This is a genomic window from Actinosynnema sp. NPDC023794 (genome assembly GCF_040639675.1).
GTDB classification, from domain to species: domain Bacteria; phylum Actinomycetota; class Actinomycetes; order Mycobacteriales; family Pseudonocardiaceae; genus Actinosynnema; species Actinosynnema luteola.
On record NZ_JBFAFR010000018.1, the window covers coordinates 1 to 20,980 of the forward strand.

At 70.2% G+C, this 20,980-nt stretch carries 17 protein-coding genes and 1 pseudogene; 3 read left to right on the forward strand and 15 right to left on the reverse strand.

Translation table 11 applies throughout. The features are described from left to right. Window positions 1–407 precede the first annotated feature (407 nt). Window positions 408–2,279: a PLP-dependent aminotransferase family protein gene (locus AB0H12_RS29540; protein WP_499627230.1), complete on the forward strand. Its 1,872-nt coding sequence runs from the start codon at window positions 408–410 to the stop codon at window positions 2,277–2,279. A gap of 352 nt (window positions 2,280–2,631) precedes the next feature. On the opposite strand, the gene AB0H12_RS29545 is transcribed toward AB0H12_RS29540, so the two are convergent. The 14 genes from AB0H12_RS29545 to AB0H12_RS29610 all read right to left on the reverse strand — a co-directional run bounded on the left by AB0H12_RS29545 (window position 2,632) and on the right by AB0H12_RS29610 (window position 17,779). Beyond that, window positions 2,632–3,273, reverse strand: coding sequence for an SAM-dependent methyltransferase (locus AB0H12_RS29545; protein WP_499627231.1), 642 nt, complete (start codon window positions 3,271–3,273; stop codon window positions 2,632–2,634). Between the two features lie 102 nt (window positions 3,274–3,375). Beyond that, window positions 3,376–3,612, reverse strand: a complete 237-nt coding sequence (locus tag AB0H12_RS29550; protein ID WP_499627232.1) for a hypothetical protein — start codon at window positions 3,610–3,612, stop codon at window positions 3,376–3,378. A 134-nt stretch (window positions 3,613–3,746) separates the two neighbouring features. Next, complete coding sequence (locus AB0H12_RS29555) at window positions 3,747–4,073, reverse strand: hypothetical protein (protein WP_499627235.1); 327 nt, start codon at window positions 4,071–4,073, stop codon at window positions 3,747–3,749. A 47-nt stretch (window positions 4,074–4,120) separates the two neighbouring features. Next, the gene (locus tag AB0H12_RS29560) at window positions 4,121–5,047 is read right to left on the reverse strand and encodes a diiron oxygenase (protein WP_499627236.1); all 927 of its coding nucleotides are present in this window, start codon (window positions 5,045–5,047) and stop codon (window positions 4,121–4,123) included. Continuing rightward, window positions 5,047–6,297 (reverse strand): aminotransferase class I/II-fold pyridoxal phosphate-dependent enzyme, encoded by a 1,251-nt coding sequence (locus AB0H12_RS29565; protein ID WP_499627238.1) that lies wholly within the window; start codon window positions 6,295–6,297, stop codon window positions 5,047–5,049. The genes AB0H12_RS29560 and AB0H12_RS29565 overlap by 1 nt, the downstream gene beginning before the upstream one ends. Beyond that, entirely contained in the window at window positions 6,297–7,118 is an 822-nt protein-coding gene (locus tag AB0H12_RS29570; RefSeq protein ID WP_499627240.1) for an SDR family NAD(P)-dependent oxidoreductase, read from the reverse strand. The genes AB0H12_RS29565 and AB0H12_RS29570 overlap by 1 nt, the downstream gene beginning before the upstream one ends. 58 nt (window positions 7,119–7,176) lie before the next feature. After that, complete coding sequence (locus AB0H12_RS29575; protein WP_499627241.1) at window positions 7,177–8,154, reverse strand: ribose-phosphate diphosphokinase; 978 nt, start codon at window positions 8,152–8,154, stop codon at window positions 7,177–7,179. Further along, a complete protein-coding gene (locus AB0H12_RS29580; RefSeq protein WP_499627243.1) occupies window positions 8,151–9,101 on the reverse strand; it encodes a pseudouridine-5'-phosphate glycosidase in 951 nt (316 codons plus the stop codon). Before AB0H12_RS29580 ends, AB0H12_RS29575 begins: the two co-directional genes overlap by 4 nt. Window positions 9,102–9,103: 2 nt before the next feature. Continuing rightward, window positions 9,104–13,234: an amino acid adenylation domain-containing protein gene (locus AB0H12_RS29585; RefSeq protein ID WP_499627245.1), complete on the reverse strand. Its 4,131-nt coding sequence runs from the start codon at window positions 13,232–13,234 to the stop codon at window positions 9,104–9,106. Between the two features lie 42 nt (window positions 13,235–13,276). Next, the gene (locus AB0H12_RS29590; protein ID WP_499627247.1) at window positions 13,277–14,191 is read right to left on the reverse strand and encodes an EamA family transporter; all 915 of its coding nucleotides are present in this window, start codon (window positions 14,189–14,191) and stop codon (window positions 13,277–13,279) included. Further along, entirely contained in the window at window positions 14,188–14,874 is a 687-nt protein-coding gene (upp, locus tag AB0H12_RS29595; protein ID WP_499627249.1) for a uracil phosphoribosyltransferase, read from the reverse strand. The genes AB0H12_RS29590 and upp overlap by 4 nt, the downstream gene beginning before the upstream one ends. An 18-nt stretch (window positions 14,875–14,892) precedes the next feature. Then, window positions 14,893–15,585, reverse strand: a complete 693-nt coding sequence (locus AB0H12_RS29600; protein WP_499627250.1) for a phosphoribosylanthranilate isomerase — start codon at window positions 15,583–15,585, stop codon at window positions 14,893–14,895. 220 nt (window positions 15,586–15,805) lie between these two features. Further along, window positions 15,806–17,197 carry a helix-turn-helix domain-containing protein gene (locus AB0H12_RS29605; protein ID WP_499627252.1) on the reverse strand — a complete coding sequence of 464 codons (1,392 nt, stop codon included), beginning with the start codon at window positions 17,195–17,197 and terminating at the stop codon, window positions 15,806–15,808. Window positions 17,198–17,275: 78 nt separating this feature from the next. After that, on the reverse strand, window positions 17,276–17,779 hold the full coding sequence (locus AB0H12_RS29610; protein ID WP_499627253.1) for a MarR family winged helix-turn-helix transcriptional regulator: 504 nt from the start codon (window positions 17,777–17,779) through the stop codon (window positions 17,276–17,278). 310 nt (window positions 17,780–18,089) lie between these two features. Between AB0H12_RS29610 and AB0H12_RS29615 the strand changes: the two genes are divergently transcribed. Then, window positions 18,090–19,277: an MFS transporter gene (locus AB0H12_RS29615; protein WP_499627254.1), complete on the forward strand. Its 1,188-nt coding sequence runs from the start codon at window positions 18,090–18,092 to the stop codon at window positions 19,275–19,277. A 99-nt stretch (window positions 19,278–19,376) separates the two neighbouring features. Further along, window positions 19,377–20,009 (forward strand): NAD(P)-dependent oxidoreductase, encoded by a 633-nt coding sequence (locus tag AB0H12_RS29620; protein ID WP_499627256.1) that lies wholly within the window; start codon window positions 19,377–19,379, stop codon window positions 20,007–20,009. 436 nt (window positions 20,010–20,445) lie between these two features. On the opposite strand, the pseudogene AB0H12_RS29625 reads toward AB0H12_RS29620, so the two are convergent. Then, window positions 20,446–20,739, reverse strand: a pseudogene (locus AB0H12_RS29625) (transposase); the annotation flags it as partial. Window positions 20,740–20,980: the final 241 nt, after the last annotated feature.

Here is a 20,980-nt window from a genome sequence, read left to right on the forward strand (position 1 = left end):
ATCTGGCCGCGGTACTCGCGGACCTGTTTCTGCTTCGGCCCAGCCATCGCTCCACCTCTCGATCAAGGGTGTTGCGACGACCAGTTGAATTCACCGAGTGCACGGCACACCTGACCGCGCAGGCCTGTTTCCGGCACGGGCTGCGCCGATCGATGGGCGCGACCCGGATGACCTGCCGCGTGGACAAGGGCACGAGGTCCGCACTCGAACAAGGGCGTCCATTCGGGTGTGTTCCTTCTACCTTGTTGCACCGTCTGGAACGCCTGCTGCGGCCAAAGGGGGAACATCTGCCACGGACCGGTGAATCCGCCGGTTCGACGCGTGGATCGTATGTTGGCCGGTGGCACGCTCCGACCCACAGGACAGCGGACCGGTGCGGGCGGTCCGCCGGGTCGAGAAGGGATGTCATGAACGGGCACTCCACCGAGCGGCAGCATCCAGATTTCCCCTACGGGCCGAACGACGCGGCGTGGTCCTCGTTGTTGACCTCGGCCGGCTTGGGTGACGGGCGCGCGTCGGTCATCGCCGGGCCCGCTCGCGACCCGAGGGAGGTCTACCCGAGCGACCCGGAGTTGGAGATCGGGGAGTTCGAGATCCCCGCCGAGGGTTTGAACGCCCAGCAGCGGAAGCGGGCGCTCAACCGGTTGGAGACCTACCTGGTCGGCAAGCACGAGACCATGGTGGGGTTCCAGGGCAACCAGGACATGGGCCACTGCCAGCAGGACCTGGCGCGGTTCCTGGAGTTCCACCTCAACAACATCGGCGACCCGTTCCAGCAGGGCAACTACAAGCTCAACACCAAGATCGTGGAACGCGCGGTGCTCGACCACTACGCGTCGCTCTGGCGGGCGTCGTGGCCCTACGACGCCGACAACCCCGACAGCTATTGGGGTTACGTGCTGACGATGGGCTCCACCGAGGGCAACCTCTACGCCCTTGCCGCCGCCCGCGACTACCTGTCGGGCAAGAAGCTGATCACCGAACCCGGTGGCGGTGGTGAGCAGCAGGAGTCACAGATGATGTACGTGCAGGCCGCGCCGCCGACGCCGGCAGCCGGCAGCGGTGACACGGGCGCGGAGACCCCGAACAACGCCTACCGGCCGGTGGCGTTCTACTCCGAGGACACCCACTACTCGGTGATCAAGGCGGTTCGGACGCTGGCGATCGACACCTTCGCCGCGATCGGCAGGCAGGAGTACCCCGGGCTGTGCCCCATCGCGGACGAGTGGCCGATGGAAGTCCCGTCCAAGGGAGGCTCGGACGGCAGCGGCGAGATCGACGTGGACAAGCTGGAGCGACTGGTCCGGTTCTTCGCCGAGCGCGGACACCCGATCCTGCTGCTGCTCAACTTCGGTACCACCTTCAAGGGCGCCTACGACAACGTTGAGAAGATCGCCGTTCGGCTCGTCCCGATCCTCGCGGAGAACGGCCTGCTGGAGCGCGACATCGAATTCGAGCCCGAACGCGCCGATCGCCGCCGAGGCTTCTGGGTCCACGTCGACGGCGCGCTGGGCGCGGGGTTCATGCCGTACCTGCGGATCGCGGCGGCCGAGGAGCACGGCAGCGAACTGGCCATCCAGCTGCGCAGGGAGATCAAGGGCAAGATCCCCGAATTCGACTTCGGCTTGGAGGTCGACGGCGTCGACGTGATCAGTTCCCTGGTGATGAGCGGGCACAAGTGGCCCGGTGCGCCCTGGCCGTGCGGGGTGTTCATGACCAAGAACAAGTTCCGCGTCGAGCCATCGGCCAAACCGGCCTACACCGGTTCCCCTGACACCACGTTCGCCGGCTCGCGCAACGGCCTGTCACCCCTGGTGCTGTGGAACCACCTGGCGTCCAAGTCCATCCGCGAGCACGCGGCCTCGGCGGTGCGCGCGCTGCGCGTCACCCGCTACCTGGAAAGCTCGCTGCGCGAACTGGAGGACCGACTCGACCGGGAGGACAGGCTCCCCGAGGGCGGCCTGTACGTCGACCGCAGCGCGATGGCTCTGACCGTGCGCTTCCGCCGGCCCAACGAGGCGATCATCGAGAAGTGGTCCCTGTCCTGCCAACCGATGCGCATGAACTCCGGCGAACTGCGCCAGTACGCACACGTTTTCGCCATGCCGTCGGTCACCGAGGAGAAGATCGACGTGTTCGTCGAGGACCTCTTCGCGGCAGGCGCCTTCGACCGGCCCGAACCACAACCGCAGCCCGAACGACCGGTCGGCGCGCCGACCTTCGCCACCGACGTGCAGCCCCTGGCCCTGGTGCCCGTCATCGGCCGAGGGTTCCAGTGATCGGACGACGAGAAAGCTGATCCGGGTGCACAGGACGACTTTTCGAGCCGCACAACATCGACGGCGAGGTGCTGGCGCACATCTCGCCCGCGCACAGCGAGAACATCACCTTCTTCGGCGCGATCGAGCTCGACAGTGACGACGAACTCGCCCAGTTCGGCCCGACCGGCTACCGGCCGCCGCGGGTCCGCGACGCGCTGTTCCGATCTGCGTCCCGATCCGGGCACGGTGCGACCAGCTCGAGCGAGCGCAAGGCGTGCCCGGGTCTGATTCGCAGCAGCCCCGGCCGGCTGCCCCGTGTCGCCGTGCACGGCGGCTGCGGCGGTTCAACGGGGACGCGGCCGGTAGCCCGTCATGCCGGCGTAGTGCACGGTGCGGCCCAGCGGCCATGCCTGGGGTACTGGAAGATGCGCTGCCAGGTGTGGGCCAGCACGGGGCCGAACTCGGTGCGGAGGCGGTCCAGGCGGACGGCCATGACCGCGCCGATGTCGCGCCGGCTGGGCCAGTAGGCCTTGGTGAGGTCGGTCAAGCGCAGCCCGTTCAGGCCCGCGGTGCGCAGGGCGTCGCGGCAGTCGGTGGCGGGGCGGAAGCGCCAGGTGAACAGCGCGGCGAAGTCGTGCACGCGCGAGCCTGGCCGGTTGAGCACCGGCTCCACGAGGGTGAGCGGGGCGCCGGGTTTGAGCAGCGCGGCCATGGTGCGCAAGCCGTCGGCGAGGCGGTCGGGCGGGAAGTGCCCGACGACCTCGATCGCGGTGACCCCGTCGGCCTGCCCGACCAGATCGGCGGTGGCGGCCGGGTCCAGGATGTCGTCGACCCGGACGTCGACGCGGTCGGCGACGCCGAGGCGGGTGGTGATGCGGCGGGTGATCTCGGCCTGCTCGGGACTGAGGGTCAGGGTGACCACGCGGGCCGCCGGGTGGGCCAGCGCGAGGCGGGCGGCGGAGTTCCCCCTTCCGGTGCCGACGTCGACCGGCAGCGGCGCGGCCGACGCCATGGCCAGTGCGGGTTCCCAGGCCAGGTCGACGGTGTTGACCTGGCCTGCGGCCGGGCGTGTGACGGGGTCGGTCAGGGCGCGGTGCCGGGCGTCGTAGACACCCTAGCTGAGGCTGAGCCAGGCGTGCCGCATGATGCGGCCCCAGGTGTCGTAGAACTCCACCGGGCCGCCGAGGGCGCGGCCCAGCAGCGGTTTGGTCATGCTGGTCATATAGTGCCGCCGCAGCTCGGCCGGGAAGTACCTGCGGGTGAGGTCGGCGTAGTACTCGTCCTCCACCGCGTCACGAGCGTTGATGAACACGCGGGCGAAGGCCAGCTGATCGGCGACCTCGTCGGACACGCGTTCCTCCTTCCGCCAGATGGGCTTCGCCCTACCCGGGTGAACCGGGGTAGGGGTATTCGTAGTCGGCGGCCCACCACGGGGACTCCGCCAACTCCGCCACCGACCTCGGTTCCGGTCCGGGCACACGGGGATCACCCACGTCGTCCATGCCGGTCACGATGGCACGGCAGGACGCGCCCGCTGGCGCGCCACGTGTGCGCCGCGCACCGTCCGGGTGCACCACGCCGCGCTGCAACTCCGGCGCCGTCGTGGCCGCGCCCCGGAGCGCGGAACAGCCACAGCGGGTCCTCCCGGACCTGCCGCCCGGTCCGGGCGTCGATCGTCGAGCCCCACCACAACGGCCGCCCGTCCGCGTCGGTGCGGTCCAGCCGAGGCAGGCCCGGCGCCCGCCGTTGCTGCAACGACAGCAGCGAGCCCAGTTTCAGGTGGTCGTGGTAGTCGACGTCGGACTGGTCCATGGTTCCGGTTTCCTTCGCGAGCGGCGGACTCGATCGCGGACGGCTGGTCAGGGCAGGGGCAGCAGGCGGTGGGCGGCGAAGGCCTCTTCGGCGCCGGGGACTTCCAGCACGCCCGCAGAGCGGAACACCCGGACGGTGGCGCGACAGACGCGGGCAATGCGGTCGTCGCCCCCGTCGCCGCCGTAGCAGTCGGCGGCCACGTCACGGGCCGCGTCCGGGTCCAGTCCCGCCTGGCGCAGGGAGTCGACGACCGGGGCGATGTCCCAGGTGAGGCAGGCGCGCACGAGCGCCGGCAGGGCATGCGCCACCGGACCCCGGTGCGCCGGGTCGAGCTGGGTCCAGAACCGGTGGAAGAAGTCGGCGAAGAACCGGTGGTGGTGCCCTTCGTCCTTGGCGTGGTCGCGTGTCAGGTCGCGCACCACGGTGAACACGTCGGGGTCGTTGGGGATCTCGTTGAGCACGGCGGTCACCAGCGTCTCGAAGACCACCACCTGCAACAGCGGCACGATCTCAGGCGCGTGGGGGAGCAGGCGGGCACCGGTCGCCTCCAGCGCGTCAACGAAGCCGCCGTAGTCCCAGTCCGGCACCGCGACACCGGTCGCCGTGGCCACCTGGTCGGCGAGGTCGAGGCTGTAGAGCGAGTGGTACCCCTCGTCGCAGTAGACCTTGAACGCGTCGAGCCGGCGCGCGGTCGGCAGGTCGACCCCGGACCGGTCGTTCGCGATCAGCTCGGCGGCCCGGTTCACGATCCGGGTCTCCAGGTGCGCGGTGGACAGCAGGAACTGGTAGAGGTGGCGGATCGTCAGGTCGCGGCGCGCCCGCTCGGGGAGCGGGACCACCGCCTCGTGCGCGAGGTAGGGGATCTGGTCGAGCGGGTAGAACGTCTTGCCCTGGTCGGACTCGTCGTGGAACAGCCTGCGCGCGCCGCCGCGGACACCCGCGGTCTCGTACCAGGACGTGAACGGCTCGGGCATCACGCGCCCCCGGATGACGTGACGGCTCGGGCGAGGCGGTCGATGCCGACGGCGACCAGCTCCCGGGCCACCGCGTGGCACAGGCGGAACCAGCCCGGCTCCGCCGCGCCGAACGCCCCGCCCGGCAGGACGTTGACCCCGGAGGCGGCGAGGATGTGCTTCCACAACCGGTCCTCCGCGGCGAACGTGGGCTCGGTGAGCCGGTCGGTCAGGTCCACCCACAGGCTGAACCCGGCCTCCGCCCTCACGTGGTCGATGCCGTGCGCGGCGAGTCGCGCCGCGGCGTGCGTGTAGGAGGCCTCCAGCCGCCGCCTGCTCTCGGTGAGCAGGCGGCGGACGAACTCCTCGTCCTCGAGCACGTCGGCCAGCAGGGCCTGCGTGTCGGCGGAGACGGTCGCGAAGTAGGCCAGGGCCTTGGCCGCGGCGCCCGCGGGACCGGAGCTGCGCAGCACGCCGAGCTTGAGCCCGGGAAGGCTGAAGTCCTTGGCGAACCCCCAGACGACGTGCACCCGATCGGGATCGGCCTCGGGCACCACGCCGATGACCTGCGGGTCGAACACGCTGGTGAACCGGTTCGGGCCGAAGACGGAGTGGGTGTAGACCTCGTCGGAGATCAGGTCGATGTCGTGCGCGGTGGTCAAGCGGAGCAACGCCCTCAGGTCGGCGGCGGGGTGCACCCGCCCGTGCGGGTTCGCCGGCGAGGTGATCGCCACCGCCCGCACGGTGGCGCCCTCGCGGCGGAGGGTCTTCAACGCCTGGTCGATCCTGACCGGGTCCAGGGCGAAGCCGGTGTCGGAGCTCATCGGGACCGGGGCCAGCCGGGCGCCGGAACGACCGGTCAGGTCGGTGTTGAACGCCGAGTAGTAGGGCGTCGGCACCACGATCGCGTCGCCGGGGTCGCAGATGACGGTGGCGGCGATGTCGAGGGCGGCCGTGGCCCCGGCGACCACGACCAGGTGCTCCGGGTCGACGTCGGCGCGCCACGCTGTCCCGAGCAGGTGGGCCACGGCCGTCCGCAGTCGCGTGCTCCCGTGCGGGAGGCCGTAGTGGGCGTCGGCGGCGGAGCGCGGCCGTGCTCCGGCGAGCACGGGTCCGAGCAGGTCGCCGACCAGGCGGCTCTCCGCCGTGCCCAGGTTGATGTACCCGCGGGGGTTGTCGGTCGAGTGGTACGGGTTCGCCTCCGCCGCGAAGTGCGCCGCGGCGATGGCCGGGGTGTCGGCGGCGAGCCTGGCCCCGGTGCGCGACACCATCAGACCACGCTGCCGATGCCGGCCAGGGCGTCCACGGGCGGCGTCGTGCTCGCGGGCGCCTGCCGGTTCAGCAGCCCGGGGTGCACGCCGAGCCCCATCGACGCGTCGATGACGGCGCCGTGCAGCAGCGCCGCGGCGGGGAGGGTGAGCCAGTGGATCAGCTCGGCGACCTCCGCCGCGGTGATCAGCCTGCCGCCGGGCAGCCCGGCCACCAGCTCCGCCCGCCGCACGGGGTCCAGCGCCGCGAGGGTGCTGGCGTCCAGCATCGGCGTCTCCACCGCGCCGGGGCACACCGCGAGCACCCGCACCGGCTCGTGCGCCAGCTCGGCGGCGAGGTGCCGGGTCATGTACGCCAGCGCGGCCTTGCTCATACCGTCGGCGACGTCGAAGCCCGGGAAGGGGGCGACACCGCCGCCCACGCTGGACACGTTCACCACGACACCGCCGCGCAGCAACATGTCGGGGAGTAGCTGCCGGGTCAGCCACAGCGGCCCGACGCTGTTGATCCGCAGGAACGCCGCGGCCCGCTCCTCGTCGCCGCCGTCGACGTGCCGCTCGACGGTGCCGGACCCGACGGCGGCGTTGTTCACCAGGACGTCGACGGGCCCGGGCAAGCTCGCCACCAAGCGCTGGTGCGCCTCCCAGTCGCCCTGGTCGAAGGGGAACGCGACCACTGCGGACCCGTGCTCGGCCACCACCTCCTCCGCGCGATCGCGGCCGGTGCGGTAGGTGAACCACACGTGGTCGCCGGCGGCGGCGAACCGCGCGACCACCGCTCGACCGATCCCGCTGGACCCACCGGTCACGAGCACGGTGCGCATCGGCTTTCCTCTCCACGCGGTTCGGGGTGGTCGTGCTGCGGCGGTGCTCGCACCGGCCTCAGCCGTTCTCGAACAGGCTGGTGACCGAGCCGTCCTCGAAGACCTCGCGGATGGCCCTGGCCAGGAGCGGGGCGATGGACAGCACGGTCATCCGGGGGAAGCGGTGCTCGTCCGGGATCGGCAGCGTGTTGGTCAGGATCAGCTCGCGAACGCCGGAATCCGCCAGCCGTTGCGCGGCGCGGTCGGACAGCACTCCGTGGGTGGCCGCGACGATCACGTCGGCCGCGCCCGCCTCCAGCAGCTGCCCCACCGCCTTGACGATGGTGCCGCCGGTGTCGATCATGTCGTCGATCACCACGCACGTGCGACCGGCGACCTCGCCGACCACGCGGTTGGCCACGACCTCGTTGGGGCGCAGCGGGTCCCGCGTCTTGTGGATGAACGCCACCGGCCGCCCGCCGAGCTGGTCGGCCCACTTCTCGGCCAGCTTGGCGCGGCCGGAGTCCGGCGACACCACCGTGAGCGGCAGGTCGCCGTACCTGGACTTGACGTGCGCGGCCAGCAGGTGCTGCGCGAACAGGTGGTCCATCGGCCCGTCGAAGAAGCCCTGGATCTGCGCGGTGTGCAGGTCGACGGTCATGATCCGGTCCGCGCCGGCGGTCTTGAACAGGTCGGCGATCAGCCGGGCCGACACCGGCTCCCGCCCGCGGTGCTTCTTGTCCTGCCGCGCGTAGGGGTAGAAGGGCATGATCACCGTGATCCGCTCGGCGCTGGCGCGCTTGAGCGCGTCCACCATGATCAGGTGTTCCATCACCCACTTGTTGATCGGGGCGCAGTGGCTCTGGATGACGAAGGCGTCGCTGCCGCGCACCGACTCCTCGAACCGCACGAAGATCTCACCGTTGGCGAAGTCGTACACCGACTGGGGTGTCAGCGGCGCTCGCAGGTGCTTGGCGACCTCCTCCGCGAGCTCGGGGTGGCTGCGTCCGGCGATCAGGATGAGGTTCTTGCGCGGGGCGGTCGACATCGTGCTCATGGTCGGGTGTCCTCCAGGTATCGGGCGTGGGCCGCCGCCAGGCGTCCCCCGACTTCCGCGGTGCTGATGAGGACGGACGCGTTGGCCCGGGAGGACCGGCCTCCGGTCGCCGCGTCCACGGCGCGCATCAGGTACTTCGTGATGGCGCTGCCGCGGACCCCGTCGCGGTCGGCGGCGGCGATCGCCTCGGTGATGACGGCGTCCACCTCCGCGCTCTCGATCGCGTCCTCCGCGTCGATCGGCGTGGTGATGAGGAACGAGGTGCGGTTGCCCAGCGCCCAGTGGGTCTCCACGGCGCGGGCGATGACCTCGTCGTCGTCGAGCCGGCGCGGGCTGCGGATGCCGCTCGACACGCAGTAGAACGCGGGGAAGTCGTCGGAGCGGTAGGAGACCACCGGCACGCAGAGCGTTTCCAGGTACTCCACGGTCAGCGCCAGGTCGAGGATGCTCTTGGCCCCGGCGCAGACGACCGCGACTTTCGACCGGGTGAACTGGACCAGGTCCGACGAGACGTCCATCGTCCGCTCCGCGCCGCGGTGCACCCCGCCGATGCCCGCCGACGAGAAGAACGCGATCCCCGCCAGGTCGGCCGCGACCAGGCAGGACGCCACGGTCAGCGCGCCCATGCCGCCACCGGCCAGCACGACCGGCATGTCCCTGCTGCTCACCTTGGGAATCCCGGGCGTGCCGGCGAAGCGCTCGATGTCGGGGTCGGTCATCCCGACCACGATCCGGCCGTCCTCGACGCAGATCGTGGCCGGGACGGAACCTCCCGACCGGACCGCTTCCTCGACCTTCCTGGCCGTCATCGCGTTCTGCGGGTAGGGCAGCCCGTGGGTGATGACGTTGGACTCCAAGGCCACCAGGGGCCTGCCCTCGTTGACGGCGTCGGCCACCTCTTCGCTGAAGATCAACGGGGGAGCGCCGTGCCGGTCCCGTGCGGCCATGATCAGTTCGCCTCCGGCCGGGAGTTCGGCGCCTCGGCGAGCACGCCCTCGCGGTTGACGATCTCCGGGATGCCGACCTCTTCGTCCCAAGCCTCCCGTGTGACCGGTTCGATCAGGATGGAGACCGCCCCCTCGTCGCAGTCGAAGGCGTTGGTCACCGCCGTGGTCACGGCCACGACCAGTTCCGAGTGCTTCTCCCGGGTGAGCGCGGTCGGGAAGTGCTTGATGTTGACGTGCGGCAACTTGAGGCCCTTCCGGTCGGCGGTCCGCTCGTCGTGGCGGTGCCGGACCGCCCGCGCCAGTTCGTTGACGTCCGGCTGCTTGAGCATGGTGTAGTGGTCGGCTTCCAGGTCTACGACGACCGGATCGGCCGCGGAGTACCCGCTGCCGGTCTCCAACGAGGAGTAGTCGTCACCCTGGGCCTTGAAGATCGTCACGGGAGCCTGGATCCGGCGTCCGGCCAGCTCGCGGAACGTGTAGTCGAACTCGAAGGTGCGGGTGACCACGCCTATGATGCGGTGCACCAGGTCCGCGTCGAGGTCCTTGAAGGTCCTGCCGATGAACGCGGCGAAGCTCTCGTCGTCCACGGCCTCGGCCAGGCACTCCTCCAGCAGGGGGCCGGTGATGGTGCCGGCGAAGACCGAGAACAGGATCGTCACGTAGGTCTTGTCGGCGTAGTCCGCCCGCCGCCCGTGCCCCGGAGCGCTCGCCCCGCTCACCTTCGGCGACCCCGGCGCGATCAGGAACAGGTTCTCCACCCGCTCTCCGGACTGCTCGAGCTGGCGGGCGGCTTCGAAGGCCACGCGTGCGCCGAACGAGTACCCCCACAGCTCGTAGGGGCCGTGCGGCTGCACCTTCCTGATCGCCTGGAGGTCCTCGGCCGCCATCTCGACGATCGTCGAACGGGGTTCTTCGCCCTCGTTGATGCCGTGCGCCTGCACGCCGTAGAAGGGCCGGCCGACCCCTGTCTTGGCGGCCAGCAGCCGCAGGCTCATGGGGTAGCCGCCGAGGCCGGGCCAGCAGTAGACGGGCCGGCCGGAACCCCGGATCTGCAACGGCACCAGCCGCGAGACCTGCTCGACGTCGGCCCTGGTGACCAGGCGCGCCAGGCGCGCCACCGTCGGGGCCTCGAACAGCGACTGCAAGGGCAGCGCGCTGAGGAACTCACGGTTGATCTTGTTGATGATGGCGACCGCGATCAGGGAGTTGCCCCCGAAGGCGAAGAAGTCGTCCTGGGTGGAGACGCTCTCCCGCTTCAGCGCCTTCTTCCATATCTCCACGATCCGGCGCTCGGCGTTCGTGGCGGGCGCGACGAAGGGCCGGTCGCTCTGGTCCGCGTCGACGTCCGCCTCGGGCATGGCGGCCAGCGCGTTGGTGTCGATCTTGCCGTTGGCGCTGAAGGGCAGCGCGGCCATGATCACGACCTTGTTCGGGATCATGTAGTCGGGCAGGAAGTCGATCAGGTCCTCTTTGATCATCTCCGCCGGGCCCTGCATGTGGACGGCGTCCTCCTTCATCCCCTCGCTCCGGCGCTGCTCGTCGCTCACGCGCCCGCCGACGAAGAAGTACGAAGGGCCGGTGGGGCGACCGCAGGCCTTGAGGACGGCGTCGAGCCGCTTGGCCGACGGGAGGTCGTTGCCGGTCTTCGAGCTGTACCCGGAGGACATGAACCCGAGGTTGAGGTCGTTCATCGACAGGTGCTGGAGCTTGCGGCCGAGGTCGACGTACTCCAGCCGGTCGTCGTCGGTCCTGCTGACCACCGAGATCCCGATGTCGGCCCGGTCGTAGACCTGCTGGTTGATCGCGATGACGTCCTTCTTCAGCACGACCTCGTCGGCGATCCACTCCAGCCCGCCGTCCTCCCAGGCGTACATCCCCGCCGGCAGCCCGGCGACGCTACCGGCGTGCACCTGCACGTAGACGTCCACGGAGTCCGGCCGCGGCCCCGTGTGGGGGACGACCTCGAACGTGCCCAGGTAGAGGTCGTCGTCGGCGCCGCCCAGGGTCGCGGCGACGGCCGGGTCGTGCTCCAGCGCTTCGACGTCGAGCCCGTGCTCGGGCAGGACCTCCTCGAACAAGCCGATCATGTGACCGGTCTCGATCTCCAGGACTTCCCGGATGTTGTTCTTGTAGACCGGCTCGATCGCCTGGTTCTTGCCCATGAAGTGGAGCTTCAGCCGCGGCGCCGGGGAGTCGGCGGCCTCGCCGATCGGCACGAGTCGGTGGTCGACGGGGTGGTAGTAGTAGCACCCGGACTCGATGCCGGGGATCCCGCTCAGCTCCAGGAACATCTGCGTCGCGTACAGCGACCCGGGCGACGCGTAGCCGTACTTCGGCAGCAGCCGCTCGGTGCTGACGTGCTGCCCGAAGTACCTCAGGATCCCCGCGAGCTCGGGCAGGTCGAGGGTGTCGACACCGCGCGAACGCGTTCCCCGGACCTGCCGGTAGAGCAGCCGCAGGATGTCGTCCTCGGTGACGTCACCGCCCTCGTAGAAGCGGTAGGTCTTGCGGGCGAACGCCTGCGCGCGCTGCTTCGCCGTGCTCGTGCCGTCGGACAGGTCGATCGCCGGCCTGCCGCCGGGCTGCTCGACGTCGCGCAGCCCCGGGTTCGACAGCTGCGCCATGACCTGGAGCTTGCTCTCCTTCGACTGGTGGTGGGCGTCGTGGTTGCCCTGGTCCATCACCGCGGCTTCCCTGGGGTTGAGCTCGACGCAGGCGATGAGGTTCTGGAACCCGGTGCGCGGGTCCTTCTTGACCAGGACGGCGACGTGCTTGACCCACTCGTGGGTCTCGATGGCCAGCTTGATCTCGTCCAGCTCGACTCGGAACCCGCGCAGCTTCACCTGGTTGTCCACGCGCCCAGCGAACTGGACGGTGCCGTCGGCGTTCCAGTGGGCGAGGTCGCCGGTGCGGAACAGCCGCGCGAAGCGGGGGTCCGAGCTGTGCGGGTTGGCGGTGAAGCGCTCCGCCGAGAGCTCCGGCAGCCGCAGGTACCCCCGGGCGACCTGGACCCCGCTGACGCACAGCTCGCCGATCTCGCCGACCGCGACGGGCGTCCCGTGGGCGTCGACGACGTAGTACTCGATGCCGTGCGCCGGTGTGCCGATCGAGATCGCGTTCGGGCTCGCGCCGACGGTGTCCCGGTCGACGGTGAAGGACGAGGAGTTGATCGTGCACTCGGTCGGCCCGTAGAGGTTGATCAGCCGACAGCCGGGCATCGTCTCCAGGAAGCTCGTCGCGAGCACCCGGGAGAGCACCTCACCGCCCGAGAACACCTGCTCCAGCGACTTGCACGTCTGCAGCTCGTCGGTCTCCAGCAGCGCCTGCAACAACGTCGGGACGCACTGCACGGTGGTGACGCCGTGCGTCCTGATCGTGTCGATCAACGCCTCGGTGTCCCGGTAGATGCCGGGGCTGCCGATGACCACCGAGGCGCCGCAGCCCGGCGCCAAGATCTCCCACTGCGCCGCGTCGAAGCTCATGGGCGTCTTCTGCAGGATGACCTTCCCGTGGTCCAGCTCGAAGCTCTCGAGCAACCACCGCATCTGGTTGACCACGCCCCGGTGCTCGATCATCACGCCCTTCGGCTTGCCCGTGCTGCCGGAGGTGTAGATGAGGTACGCCAGGTCGTCCGGCCCGGGGCCGGCGCCGAGGTCGAGGTCGAGGTCGCCGCCGGGGGCCAGCGAGGTGGCGAACGCCGCCACGTCCTCGAGGGTGATGATCCTCGTGCCCGGCGGGGCCAGCTCGACCAGCCGCGCCCGGAGCTCTTCCTGGGCGAGGATGACCTTCGTGCGGGAGTCGTCGATCATGTACCGCAGTCGTCCCTCGGGGTACTCGGGCGATAGCGGCAGGTAGGCGGCCCCGGCGAACAGGATGCCCCACGAGCCGATCATCAGGTCCATCGAGGGGTCCACGAACAGGCCCACGCAGTCCTCGGCGACGACGCCGAGGTGCAGCAGGTAGGCCGCCAGCCGCGAGCTCGAGGTTTCGAGCTCCCGGTAGGTGAGCCGGTGGTTCCCGTAGGTGACGGCTGTGCGGTCGGGGTGGGCGCGGGCCTGGTCGCGGAGCAGGTCGGGAAGGCAGGTGTGGTCCGTTAAACCGGGCCCCGCTTCTCGAGCGGTCGAGGTCGTCATGGTGTGCTCCCCAGTGGGCGGCGGACCGAGCCGGGGCCCGGCTCAGGCGGATCTGGCGCTGGACGCGGATATCGGTTCGGGCGGTGCGGCGGGCGGCGTGCCCGCTCTCGGTTGGGAGATCACGACGGCCGCCACGATGATCACGGCCCCCACGACCTGCACGAGGGACAGCGCCTGGTCGAGGAACAGGTAGCCGAGGACGGTCGCGACGACAGGGCTGGCGAAGGCGAGGAACGAGACCGCCAGCGCGGGCAGGCGCTCCACGCCGCGGAACCACACGGTGTAGCCGAGCAACGAGCCCAGCACGGCCAGGTAGGCGAAGCCCACCACGTTCGGACCGCTGAGCTGGTCGGGCAGTCCCTCCACCAGCAGCAGCGCCGGCAGCAGCACGATCCCGCCCGCGGTGAGCTGCCAGCCGGTGAACTGGAGCAGGCCGACGCCCTCCGGGCGCTTCCACCGCTTGGTGAGCACGATGCCGGCCGCCATGCTCACCGCGCCGCCCAGCGCCGCCAGGACGCCGACCAGGTCCAGCGCCGCCGTGGGGCGCAGGACCAGCAGCGCGACGCCGACGGCGCCGACCGCGCAGGCCGCGACGTGGACCAGCTTGATCCGGTCGCCGAGCAGCGCCGCCGCAAGGAGCAGCACCAGCATGGGTTGGAAGGACATGATCAGCGCCGCGACCCCGCCGGGGAGCCGGTAGGCGGCGAAGAACAGCAGGAAGAAGAACGCCCCGATGTTCAGCGTGCCGAGCGCGAGTGCGCGCCACACCCAGATGCCGGTGGGCAGGATTCGGCCGACGCACAGCATGACCAGCCCGGCCGGGAGGGCGCGCAGCACCGAGGCCAGCAGCGGCCGCCCGGCCGGCAGCAACTCCGTGGTGACGAGGTAGGTGCTGCCCCAGATGGCCGGGGCCAGCGCTGTCACACCGGAGTCGAACAGCCGGCGGCTGCCCCTCATCGGACGATGTCGGTACCGAAGTACCGGTCCCCGAAGTCGCCGATGCCGGGCTCCATGTACGCGTTGTCGTTCAGCGCTTCCTCGATCGCCGAGGTCACCATCCGCACCTTCGGGTGGTGTTCGGACACGACCCGGATGCCCTCCGGCGACGACAGCAGGTTGATGAACACGATGTTCTCTTCGCGGACGCCCTTGTCGAGCAGGACCTCGATGGCGGCCAGGGCGGTTCCGCCGGTCGCCAGCATGGGGTCCAGGAGCAGCACGTGCCGCTGGGCGATGTCGACCGGCAGGGCCGAGTAGTACAGGTGCGGCAGCTTGCTGACCTTGTCGCGCTGGATCAGGATCTTGCCGATGCGGATCCCCGGCGACATCGCCCGCAGCTCCGCCTCCATGCTCTCGCCGGCGCGGGCGATGGACACCCCGCACAGGTGCGGGGTGAGCCGCAGTCCGTGGTAGGTCCGCCCGACCGGGGTGACCGTGTCGTGCGCCTCGAAGGGCAGCAGGTCCAGGCCCTTCTCGATGAGCAGGCGCATGATCCGGCCGGAGTGGAAGACGAAGTCGTCGCGGGTGGCGTCGCGGTCGCGGACGATCGTGTGCAGCGCGGACAGTTGGTTGGTCTGGGGGAGCAGGTGCACGGTCGTGTCGGCGTGGTTCTCCGGGGCCCGGACGGTCGTGTCGGTCATGCGGGTGGACCTCCTCGGTCAGGAGCGCGGCGAGCCGGCGGACATCAGGTCGAACGCCTTGCGGGACTCCGCCACGAACCGGCGGACCTTCAGCCTGTCCTTGCGGCCGGACGCGTCCTCGAGGCCGGTGTGCGCGTCGACGGCGGCCGGGCGGACCTGCTCGATGGCCGCCGCGACGTTGTCGGGGGTGAGCCCGCCGGCGAGCATCAGCGGACGGGGGGAGATCCGCGCGAGTTCGGCGCTGACGGCCCAGTCGTGCACCATGCCGGTCGCGCCCTTGGCCCCGGTCGCGGGGTTGAAGCTGTCGGTGATGAACATGTCGACCCACTCGGCCGCGTCTTCCACGATCTTGGCCAGCTCGTCGATGTTGTCCTCCTTGACGACCAGGCTCTTGAGCACGTAGAGGTCGGGTGCGGCGGACTTCAGCGCGCGCAGCTCGGACGTCGGCACGTCACCGTGGAGCTGGACCGCGGTCACGCCCAGCTCGGCGCAGAACGCCCCGACCTCCTCGGCGTCGGTGAGGTAGGTGATCACGACGCCCTTGTGCTCCGGCTGGATGGCCGCGATGATCGCGGTGGCGTCCTGCTCGGAGATGTCCTCGTTCTTCAGCGGCAGCCGCAGGGCGAAGCCCAGCCAGTCGGCGCCTTCCTCGCAGATCATGCTCGCCTCGGTCCGGTCGATGACCCCGGCCACCTGAATCAATCCCTGCACGTCGACCTTCTTCCCGAACCGATGGAGATCGGCTCGTCCAGAGCTGGACAATTTCAGTGACCATCCGTAGCGTTGCGATTACGCGATGATTTCCTGAAATGGTCGCCAGCATTTGCGCCGCACCGTGCCCGTGGGTCGGTTTGAGCGGCTGTACTAGTCGATGGTGTGCCCACGACGGGTGATGCGCAAGTGGTTCACTGGTGACAAAAGGGGAACCAGTCTATTCCACCTGACCGGGCCGGTGGTGCTCGTCTGTCGTATGTCGATCAGTCCAGGTCAAAGGTGCTGGAACGCGTTCCGGGTGAATCGACTCGGTTAATCGATACCTTTCCCGGGCGTACACCCGCAGTAAATGGTGCAACTCGTACCGGTTGCGACCGGTCGATTCCACCAAATGCGCTTCCGTCAACCGCTCCAGCGAACTCTCGATTTCGGAGGCTGGCAGGCCGGTGGTCGAGACCACCGCCGCCGTGTCGAATCCGGGACCGGGTTGCAGGCCGAGTAGTCGGAAGACGCGCGCGTCACGCTCGTCGAGGGCCAGGTACGACCAGGAGAACACGGTCCGCACCGCCGAGCGCGGATCGCCGAGGACGGTGAGCGCGTCCAGGACGCGATCGTCGGCCTGGAGGTCGACGGCGAACGCGCGGAACGTCGTGTCCGGGAGTGCCGCCAGTCGTCCCCCGGCCAGGCACAGCGCCAGCGGCAGACCCGCGCAGGCGCGCGCGACCGCCGCCGCGCTCTCGGGTTCGGCGTGGACGCGGTCCGCCCCCGCCAGTTCGCCCAGCAACCCGACCGAGTCGACCTCGTTCAACGGCCGCACGTCGATCCCCCGCGCGCCGTCGCGCACCGACAGGCCCGACAGGCGGTGCCGACTGGTGACCACGATCGCGCAGCCCGGAGCGCCCGGCAGCAGCGCGCGCACCTGTTGCACGCTCGCCGCGTCGTCCAGCACCACCAGCAGCTTCTTGTCGTGCAGCAACGAACCGAGCAGCGACACCGGCCGCGTCAGGTCGGCGGCGACCCGGTCGCTGCCCAGCGCTTCGAGGAAGTCCTCCAGCACGACGGCGGGGGAGCGTGGCGCACCGCCGTGACCGCCCAGGTCCGCGTACAGCACGCCGTCCGGGAACAGGTGGGTGTTCTGGTGTGCCCACCGGACCACCAAGGCGGTCTTGCCGACCCCGGGCGGACCGGTGACCGCGACCAGCGGCACGGTGCCCGACGGGCAGCGGTCCCGCACGAGCGACGCGGTCAGCAGCGCCAGCTCCGCGGCGTGGCCCGCGAACCGGGCGGGGCCCGGCGGCAGCTGCGCGGGTCGCGGCCACCGGTCGGCCGCCACCGGCGCGACGAGCAGTTGCAGCAGCGCCCCGTCCAACTCCAGCGTCCGGTCGCACTGCCGCGCGAACTCGGCCGACGGGTGCTTGACGCCGTTCTCGATCTTGGACACGTAGCTGTGGCTGTAGAAGGTGCGGCGGCCCAGCTCGCGCACGCTCAGGCGCTGCCTGATGCGCGCGGTGCGCAGCGACGGGCCGAACGCCGCGTCGCCGGGGGGCCGCGGTTCCACCTCGGTCGCCGACGGCGCCTGAGGTTGCGGCAACGGGTTCTTGGCGGTCACTCCACGATCCCCTTCCGGATCATCGAAGAACGCTGCGGGGCTCATCGGAGAACGCTGCGGGGCGCGTGGTCCCGCCGCTCAGTCCGAGCCGTCGCCGAGCGAGACCAGGAGGTTCCGCAGGACGTCGGCGAGTTCGTCGCGCTCGGCGCGGCTGAGCGCGACGAGCAGACGGGTCGAGGTCTCGAGGTGGTCCGGCAGGACCCGTTCGGTGAGCGCCAGCCCTGCCGCGGTGAGCGCGACCCGCACGCCGCGGCCGTCGAGGTCGCTGGGCGCGCGCGTCACCAGCTCGCGCGATTCGAGCCGGTCCAGGCGCTGGGTGATGGCGCCCGACGTGACCATCGAGGCGCGCATCAGATGTCCGGGGCTCGACCGGTGCGGCGGGCCGGCGCGGGTCAGCGCGGCGAGGATGTCGAACGACGCGGCGTCCAGCCCGTGAGGGTCGAACGTGCCGCGCAACGCCGTGGTGACGAGCCTGGTGAGCCTGATGAGTCGCCCCGTCACGGCCATCGACGACACGTCGAGGCCGGGCTGCTGCACACACCACTGCTCGATCACGACGTCGACGTGGTCCGCGTGCGCCATGCGGTCCCTCACCTCCGGCTTGGTCGACGGTTCACGGCGACCTGCCCGTCGAGCGGGTGTCGACTGTCGGTCATCGCTGTCCTCCTCGGCCGGCGGACTTCTTAGTGCTAAGCTACTCTAACTTAGCGCTAAGGAATCTGCTGTGCGGCTCGCCGTCGATCCCGGGAAGGCCCGCGGTCGGTCGCGCTCACCAGTTCGCGTCGACACCGACACCGATCCGACCGCCAGGTCCGCGGATGAGAGGTCCGAACCCGGCCGACGCACGATCTTTCGCCAGCCCGGAGAGGGCTCGAGTCCTAGGAGCACGCACATGACCAACGTCGACGCCGTCACCGAGCGGGCGCCAGTAGAACGGGTGCCCGTCAAGAACTGGCTCGCCGTGATAGCCGTCGCGGTCGGCACCTTCCTGGTGGTGACCGTCGAGAACCTGCCCATGGGCCTGCTCACCAGCATCGGCTCGGGGCTGCAGGTCTCGAACGGCCAGGTGGGCCTGATGGTGACGGTGTCCGGCCTGGTCGCCGCCATCACCGCACCGCTGCTGCCCGTGGCGATCCGGCGAACGGACCGGCGGATCGTCCTGCTCGCCCTGGTCCTGCTGGTGGTGGCGGCGAACGTGGTGTCCGCCCTGACCACCAGCTACGCCGTGCTGATGGTGGCGCGGCTGTTCGTCGGGGTCAGCATCGGCGGGTTCTGGTCGCTCGCGGCCGGTCTGGGCGTTCGCCTGGTGCCCGGCGCGCACGTCGCCAGGGCCACGTCGCTGATCTTCTTCGGCGCCATGGCCGCCAACGTCATCGGCGTGCCGGCGGGCACGCTGATCGGCGGGTTGACCAACTGGCGCGTTGCCTTCGCGGCGCTGGCCGGGCTCGCGCTGGTCCTCGTGATCATCCTGGCCGTGCTGCTGCCGCGCATGCCCGCGACCGAGCCGGTGCAGTTGCGCACCCTGGCCCTCCAGCTGCGCACCCCCGCCGTCCGTGTCGGGGTGATCGCCACGTTCCTGTTGGTGTCCGGGCACTACGGCGCGTTCACGTTCGTCAGCCCCCTCCTGCAGGAGGTCTCGGGCATCGACGTGAAGGCCATCGGCCCGCTGCTGCTCGCCTTCGGCGTCGCCGGCATGGTCGGCAACTTCGTCGCCGGCTCGTGGGCCGGGCGCAACGTCCGCGCGACCATCATCGCCGTCAGCATCGCGCTGGCCGTGATCCTGGCGTTGTTCCCGGTCCTCGGCGGCAGCCCGGTCGGCGGTGCGGTCCTGCTGGTCCTGTGGGGGTTCGCGTTCGGCGGCCTGCCGGTGAGCGTGCAGACGTGGATCATCAAGGCTGCGCCCCACGGCATCGAAGCGGCAACCGGCTTGAACACGTGCATGTTCAACCTCGCGATCGCCCTCGGAGCGCTGTTCGCCAGCGTCATCGTCGGCGCGATCAGCGTCTCAGCCGTCCTCTGGGTCGCGGCGGGCCTCGTGGCCCTCACCTCCCTCGCGGTGTGGAGCACCAAGCGGCTCTGATCGTGACGCGGCGCCCGCGGGCCGGGTCGACCCCCGGGCGCTGTTCGACCTCGATCGACGACCAGTCGGCCGTTCGCGCTTCGTCAAGGAAGAAGGACCATGCAGATCACGGTTTTCGGAGCAACGGGGAACGTCGGCAGCCGCGTCGTGGCGGAGGCGGTGTCCCGCGGTCACGAGGTGACCGCGGTGGCGTTGGACGCGTCGCGCTTCTCGGAGATGCCCGCCGAGGTGGACTCGCGCGTCGGTGACGCGTCCAACGTCGAGGACGTGGTGGCTCTCAGCTCGGGCCGGGACGTGGTGATCACCGCGACCGGGCCGAACCCCGGACGGGAGGACGAACTGGTCGCGGTGGCCGAGGCCATGCTGACCGCGGCCGCCGACACGGGCGTGCGGCTGGTGGTCGTCGGTGGCGCGGGCAGCCTGCGCGTGGAGGGCGGGGGCACCGTGATGGAGGAGGAGGGCTACCCGCCCCACCTGCTGCCGATCGCGGCGGCGTGCGTCGACCAGCTTGCGGCCTGCCGTGCGGACGGCAGCGCACGGTGGTCCTACCTCAGCCCGGCCCGGATGCTCGCCCCCGGCGAGCGGACCGGCCGGTACCGCGTCGGCGGTGACGAGCTGGTGGTCGACGCCGACGGGCGCTCGCAGATCTCCATGGAGGACCTGGCGGTGGCGCTGCTGGACGAGGCAGAGGAGCCCAAGCACCTCGGTGCCCGCTTCACCGTCGCCTACTAGTAGGACTTCGTTGGGTGCTGTTGAGCTGGGGTCTTGTCGGTGGTGTTCGGGTCTGGACGGGTTGTCTGCAGGTGTGGCAGTGGCCTGTCCAGACCGCGAGTAAGTGTTGGAGGTGGCGCAGGATGAGATTCCCCCGTAGCTCGGAGTCTTTGATCCTCACCTGGTGGTACGGAGTCGGGTTACTGGATGATCACTCGTCTCAGTAGCCCGGAAAACAGCCCACGATGCCCACGCGGTACCCACCCGAGTTCCGACGCAAGGTGCTCGACCTGGTCGCGTCCGACCGCCATCGCCCACCTGGAGGACTGGACGATCCTCGCCACCGGCTACCGCGCACGCCTCACCGAACTCCCGCCCCTCATCCGCATCGTCACCACCCTCGGGTACTACCGCGTCGGCTGGTGACCTTCTGAATAACGCCCCGGATCTCGTTTGCGAAGAAAGCTGTGGCACGCCGGAGGATCTCCATGTCCTCGGCCAGGCGGCGGTTCTCCCGCCGCAGCCGGGCCAGTTCCTCGCGTTCGTCGGTGGTCAGCCCGTCGGCGCGGGTCCCGGCGTCGCGCTCGGCCTGCACGACCCACTGCCGCACCGCGGTCTCGGTCAGGTCGAAGTCCTTCGCGACCTGACCGACCGACCGGTCGCCCCGCCAGCACAACTCGACGATCTCGGCCTTGAACTCCGGGGTGAACGACCGGCGAGGCCGCCGCTTCTTCCTGCCCATAGGCTCCATGATGGGACATCCTTCCGAGGACTCGCGTCCCCTGATCTCAGATGTCCGTCAAAATGGGACAAGCCCGCCGGCACTACGCCGATGCGATGGTCTCGCCTGAGCTATGCGCCCTCGGTTCCCTTAGGCCATGATGTCCGGCCATGGACACGGAGTCTGCGCAACGAGCTCAGTTACGTCCCTTGCGGTGGTGGTGGGTGGTCGTCTCTGCAGGGCTGGTCGTAGCCGCAGGGTTGGTTGTTGG

Coding starts and splice junctions, on each gene's coding strand:
- AB0H12_RS29610 (WP_499627253.1), bottom strand. CDS start 17,779: ATGGCGCACGCGGACCACGTCGACGTCGTGATCGAGCAGTGGTGTGTG.
- AB0H12_RS29615 (WP_499627254.1), top strand. CDS start 18,090: ATGACCAACGTCGACGCCGTCACCGAGCGGGCGCCAGTAGAACGGGTG.
- AB0H12_RS29620 (WP_499627256.1), top strand. CDS start 19,377: ATGCAGATCACGGTTTTCGGAGCAACGGGGAACGTCGGCAGCCGCGTC.
- AB0H12_RS29570 (WP_499627240.1), bottom strand. CDS start 7,118: ATGCGCACCGTGCTCGTGACCGGTGGGTCCAGCGGGATCGGTCGAGCG.
- AB0H12_RS29540 (WP_499627230.1), top strand. CDS start 408: ATGAACGGGCACTCCACCGAGCGGCAGCATCCAGATTTCCCCTACGGG.
- AB0H12_RS29560 (WP_499627236.1), bottom strand. CDS start 5,047: ATGCCCGAGCCGTTCACGTCCTGGTACGAGACCGCGGGTGTCCGCGGC.
- AB0H12_RS29565 (WP_499627238.1), bottom strand. CDS start 6,297: ATGGTGTCGCGCACCGGGGCCAGGCTCGCCGCCGACACCCCGGCCATC.
- AB0H12_RS29590 (WP_499627247.1), bottom strand. CDS start 14,191: ATGAGGGGCAGCCGCCGGCTGTTCGACTCCGGTGTGACAGCGCTGGCC.
- AB0H12_RS29545 (WP_499627231.1), bottom strand. CDS start 3,273: ATGGCGTCGGCCGCGCCGCTGCCGGTCGACGTCGGCACCGGAAGGGGG.
- AB0H12_RS29555 (WP_499627235.1), bottom strand. CDS start 4,073: ATGGACCAGTCCGACGTCGACTACCACGACCACCTGAAACTGGGCTCG.
- upp (WP_499627249.1), bottom strand. CDS start 14,874: ATGACCGACACGACCGTCCGGGCCCCGGAGAACCACGCCGACACGACC.
- AB0H12_RS29575 (WP_499627241.1), bottom strand. CDS start 8,154: ATGAGCACGATGTCGACCGCCCCGCGCAAGAACCTCATCCTGATCGCC.
- AB0H12_RS29580 (WP_499627243.1), bottom strand. CDS start 9,101: ATGGCCGCACGGGACCGGCACGGCGCTCCCCCGTTGATCTTCAGCGAA.
- AB0H12_RS29585 (WP_499627245.1), bottom strand. CDS start 13,234: ATGACGACCTCGACCGCTCGAGAAGCGGGGCCCGGTTTAACGGACCAC.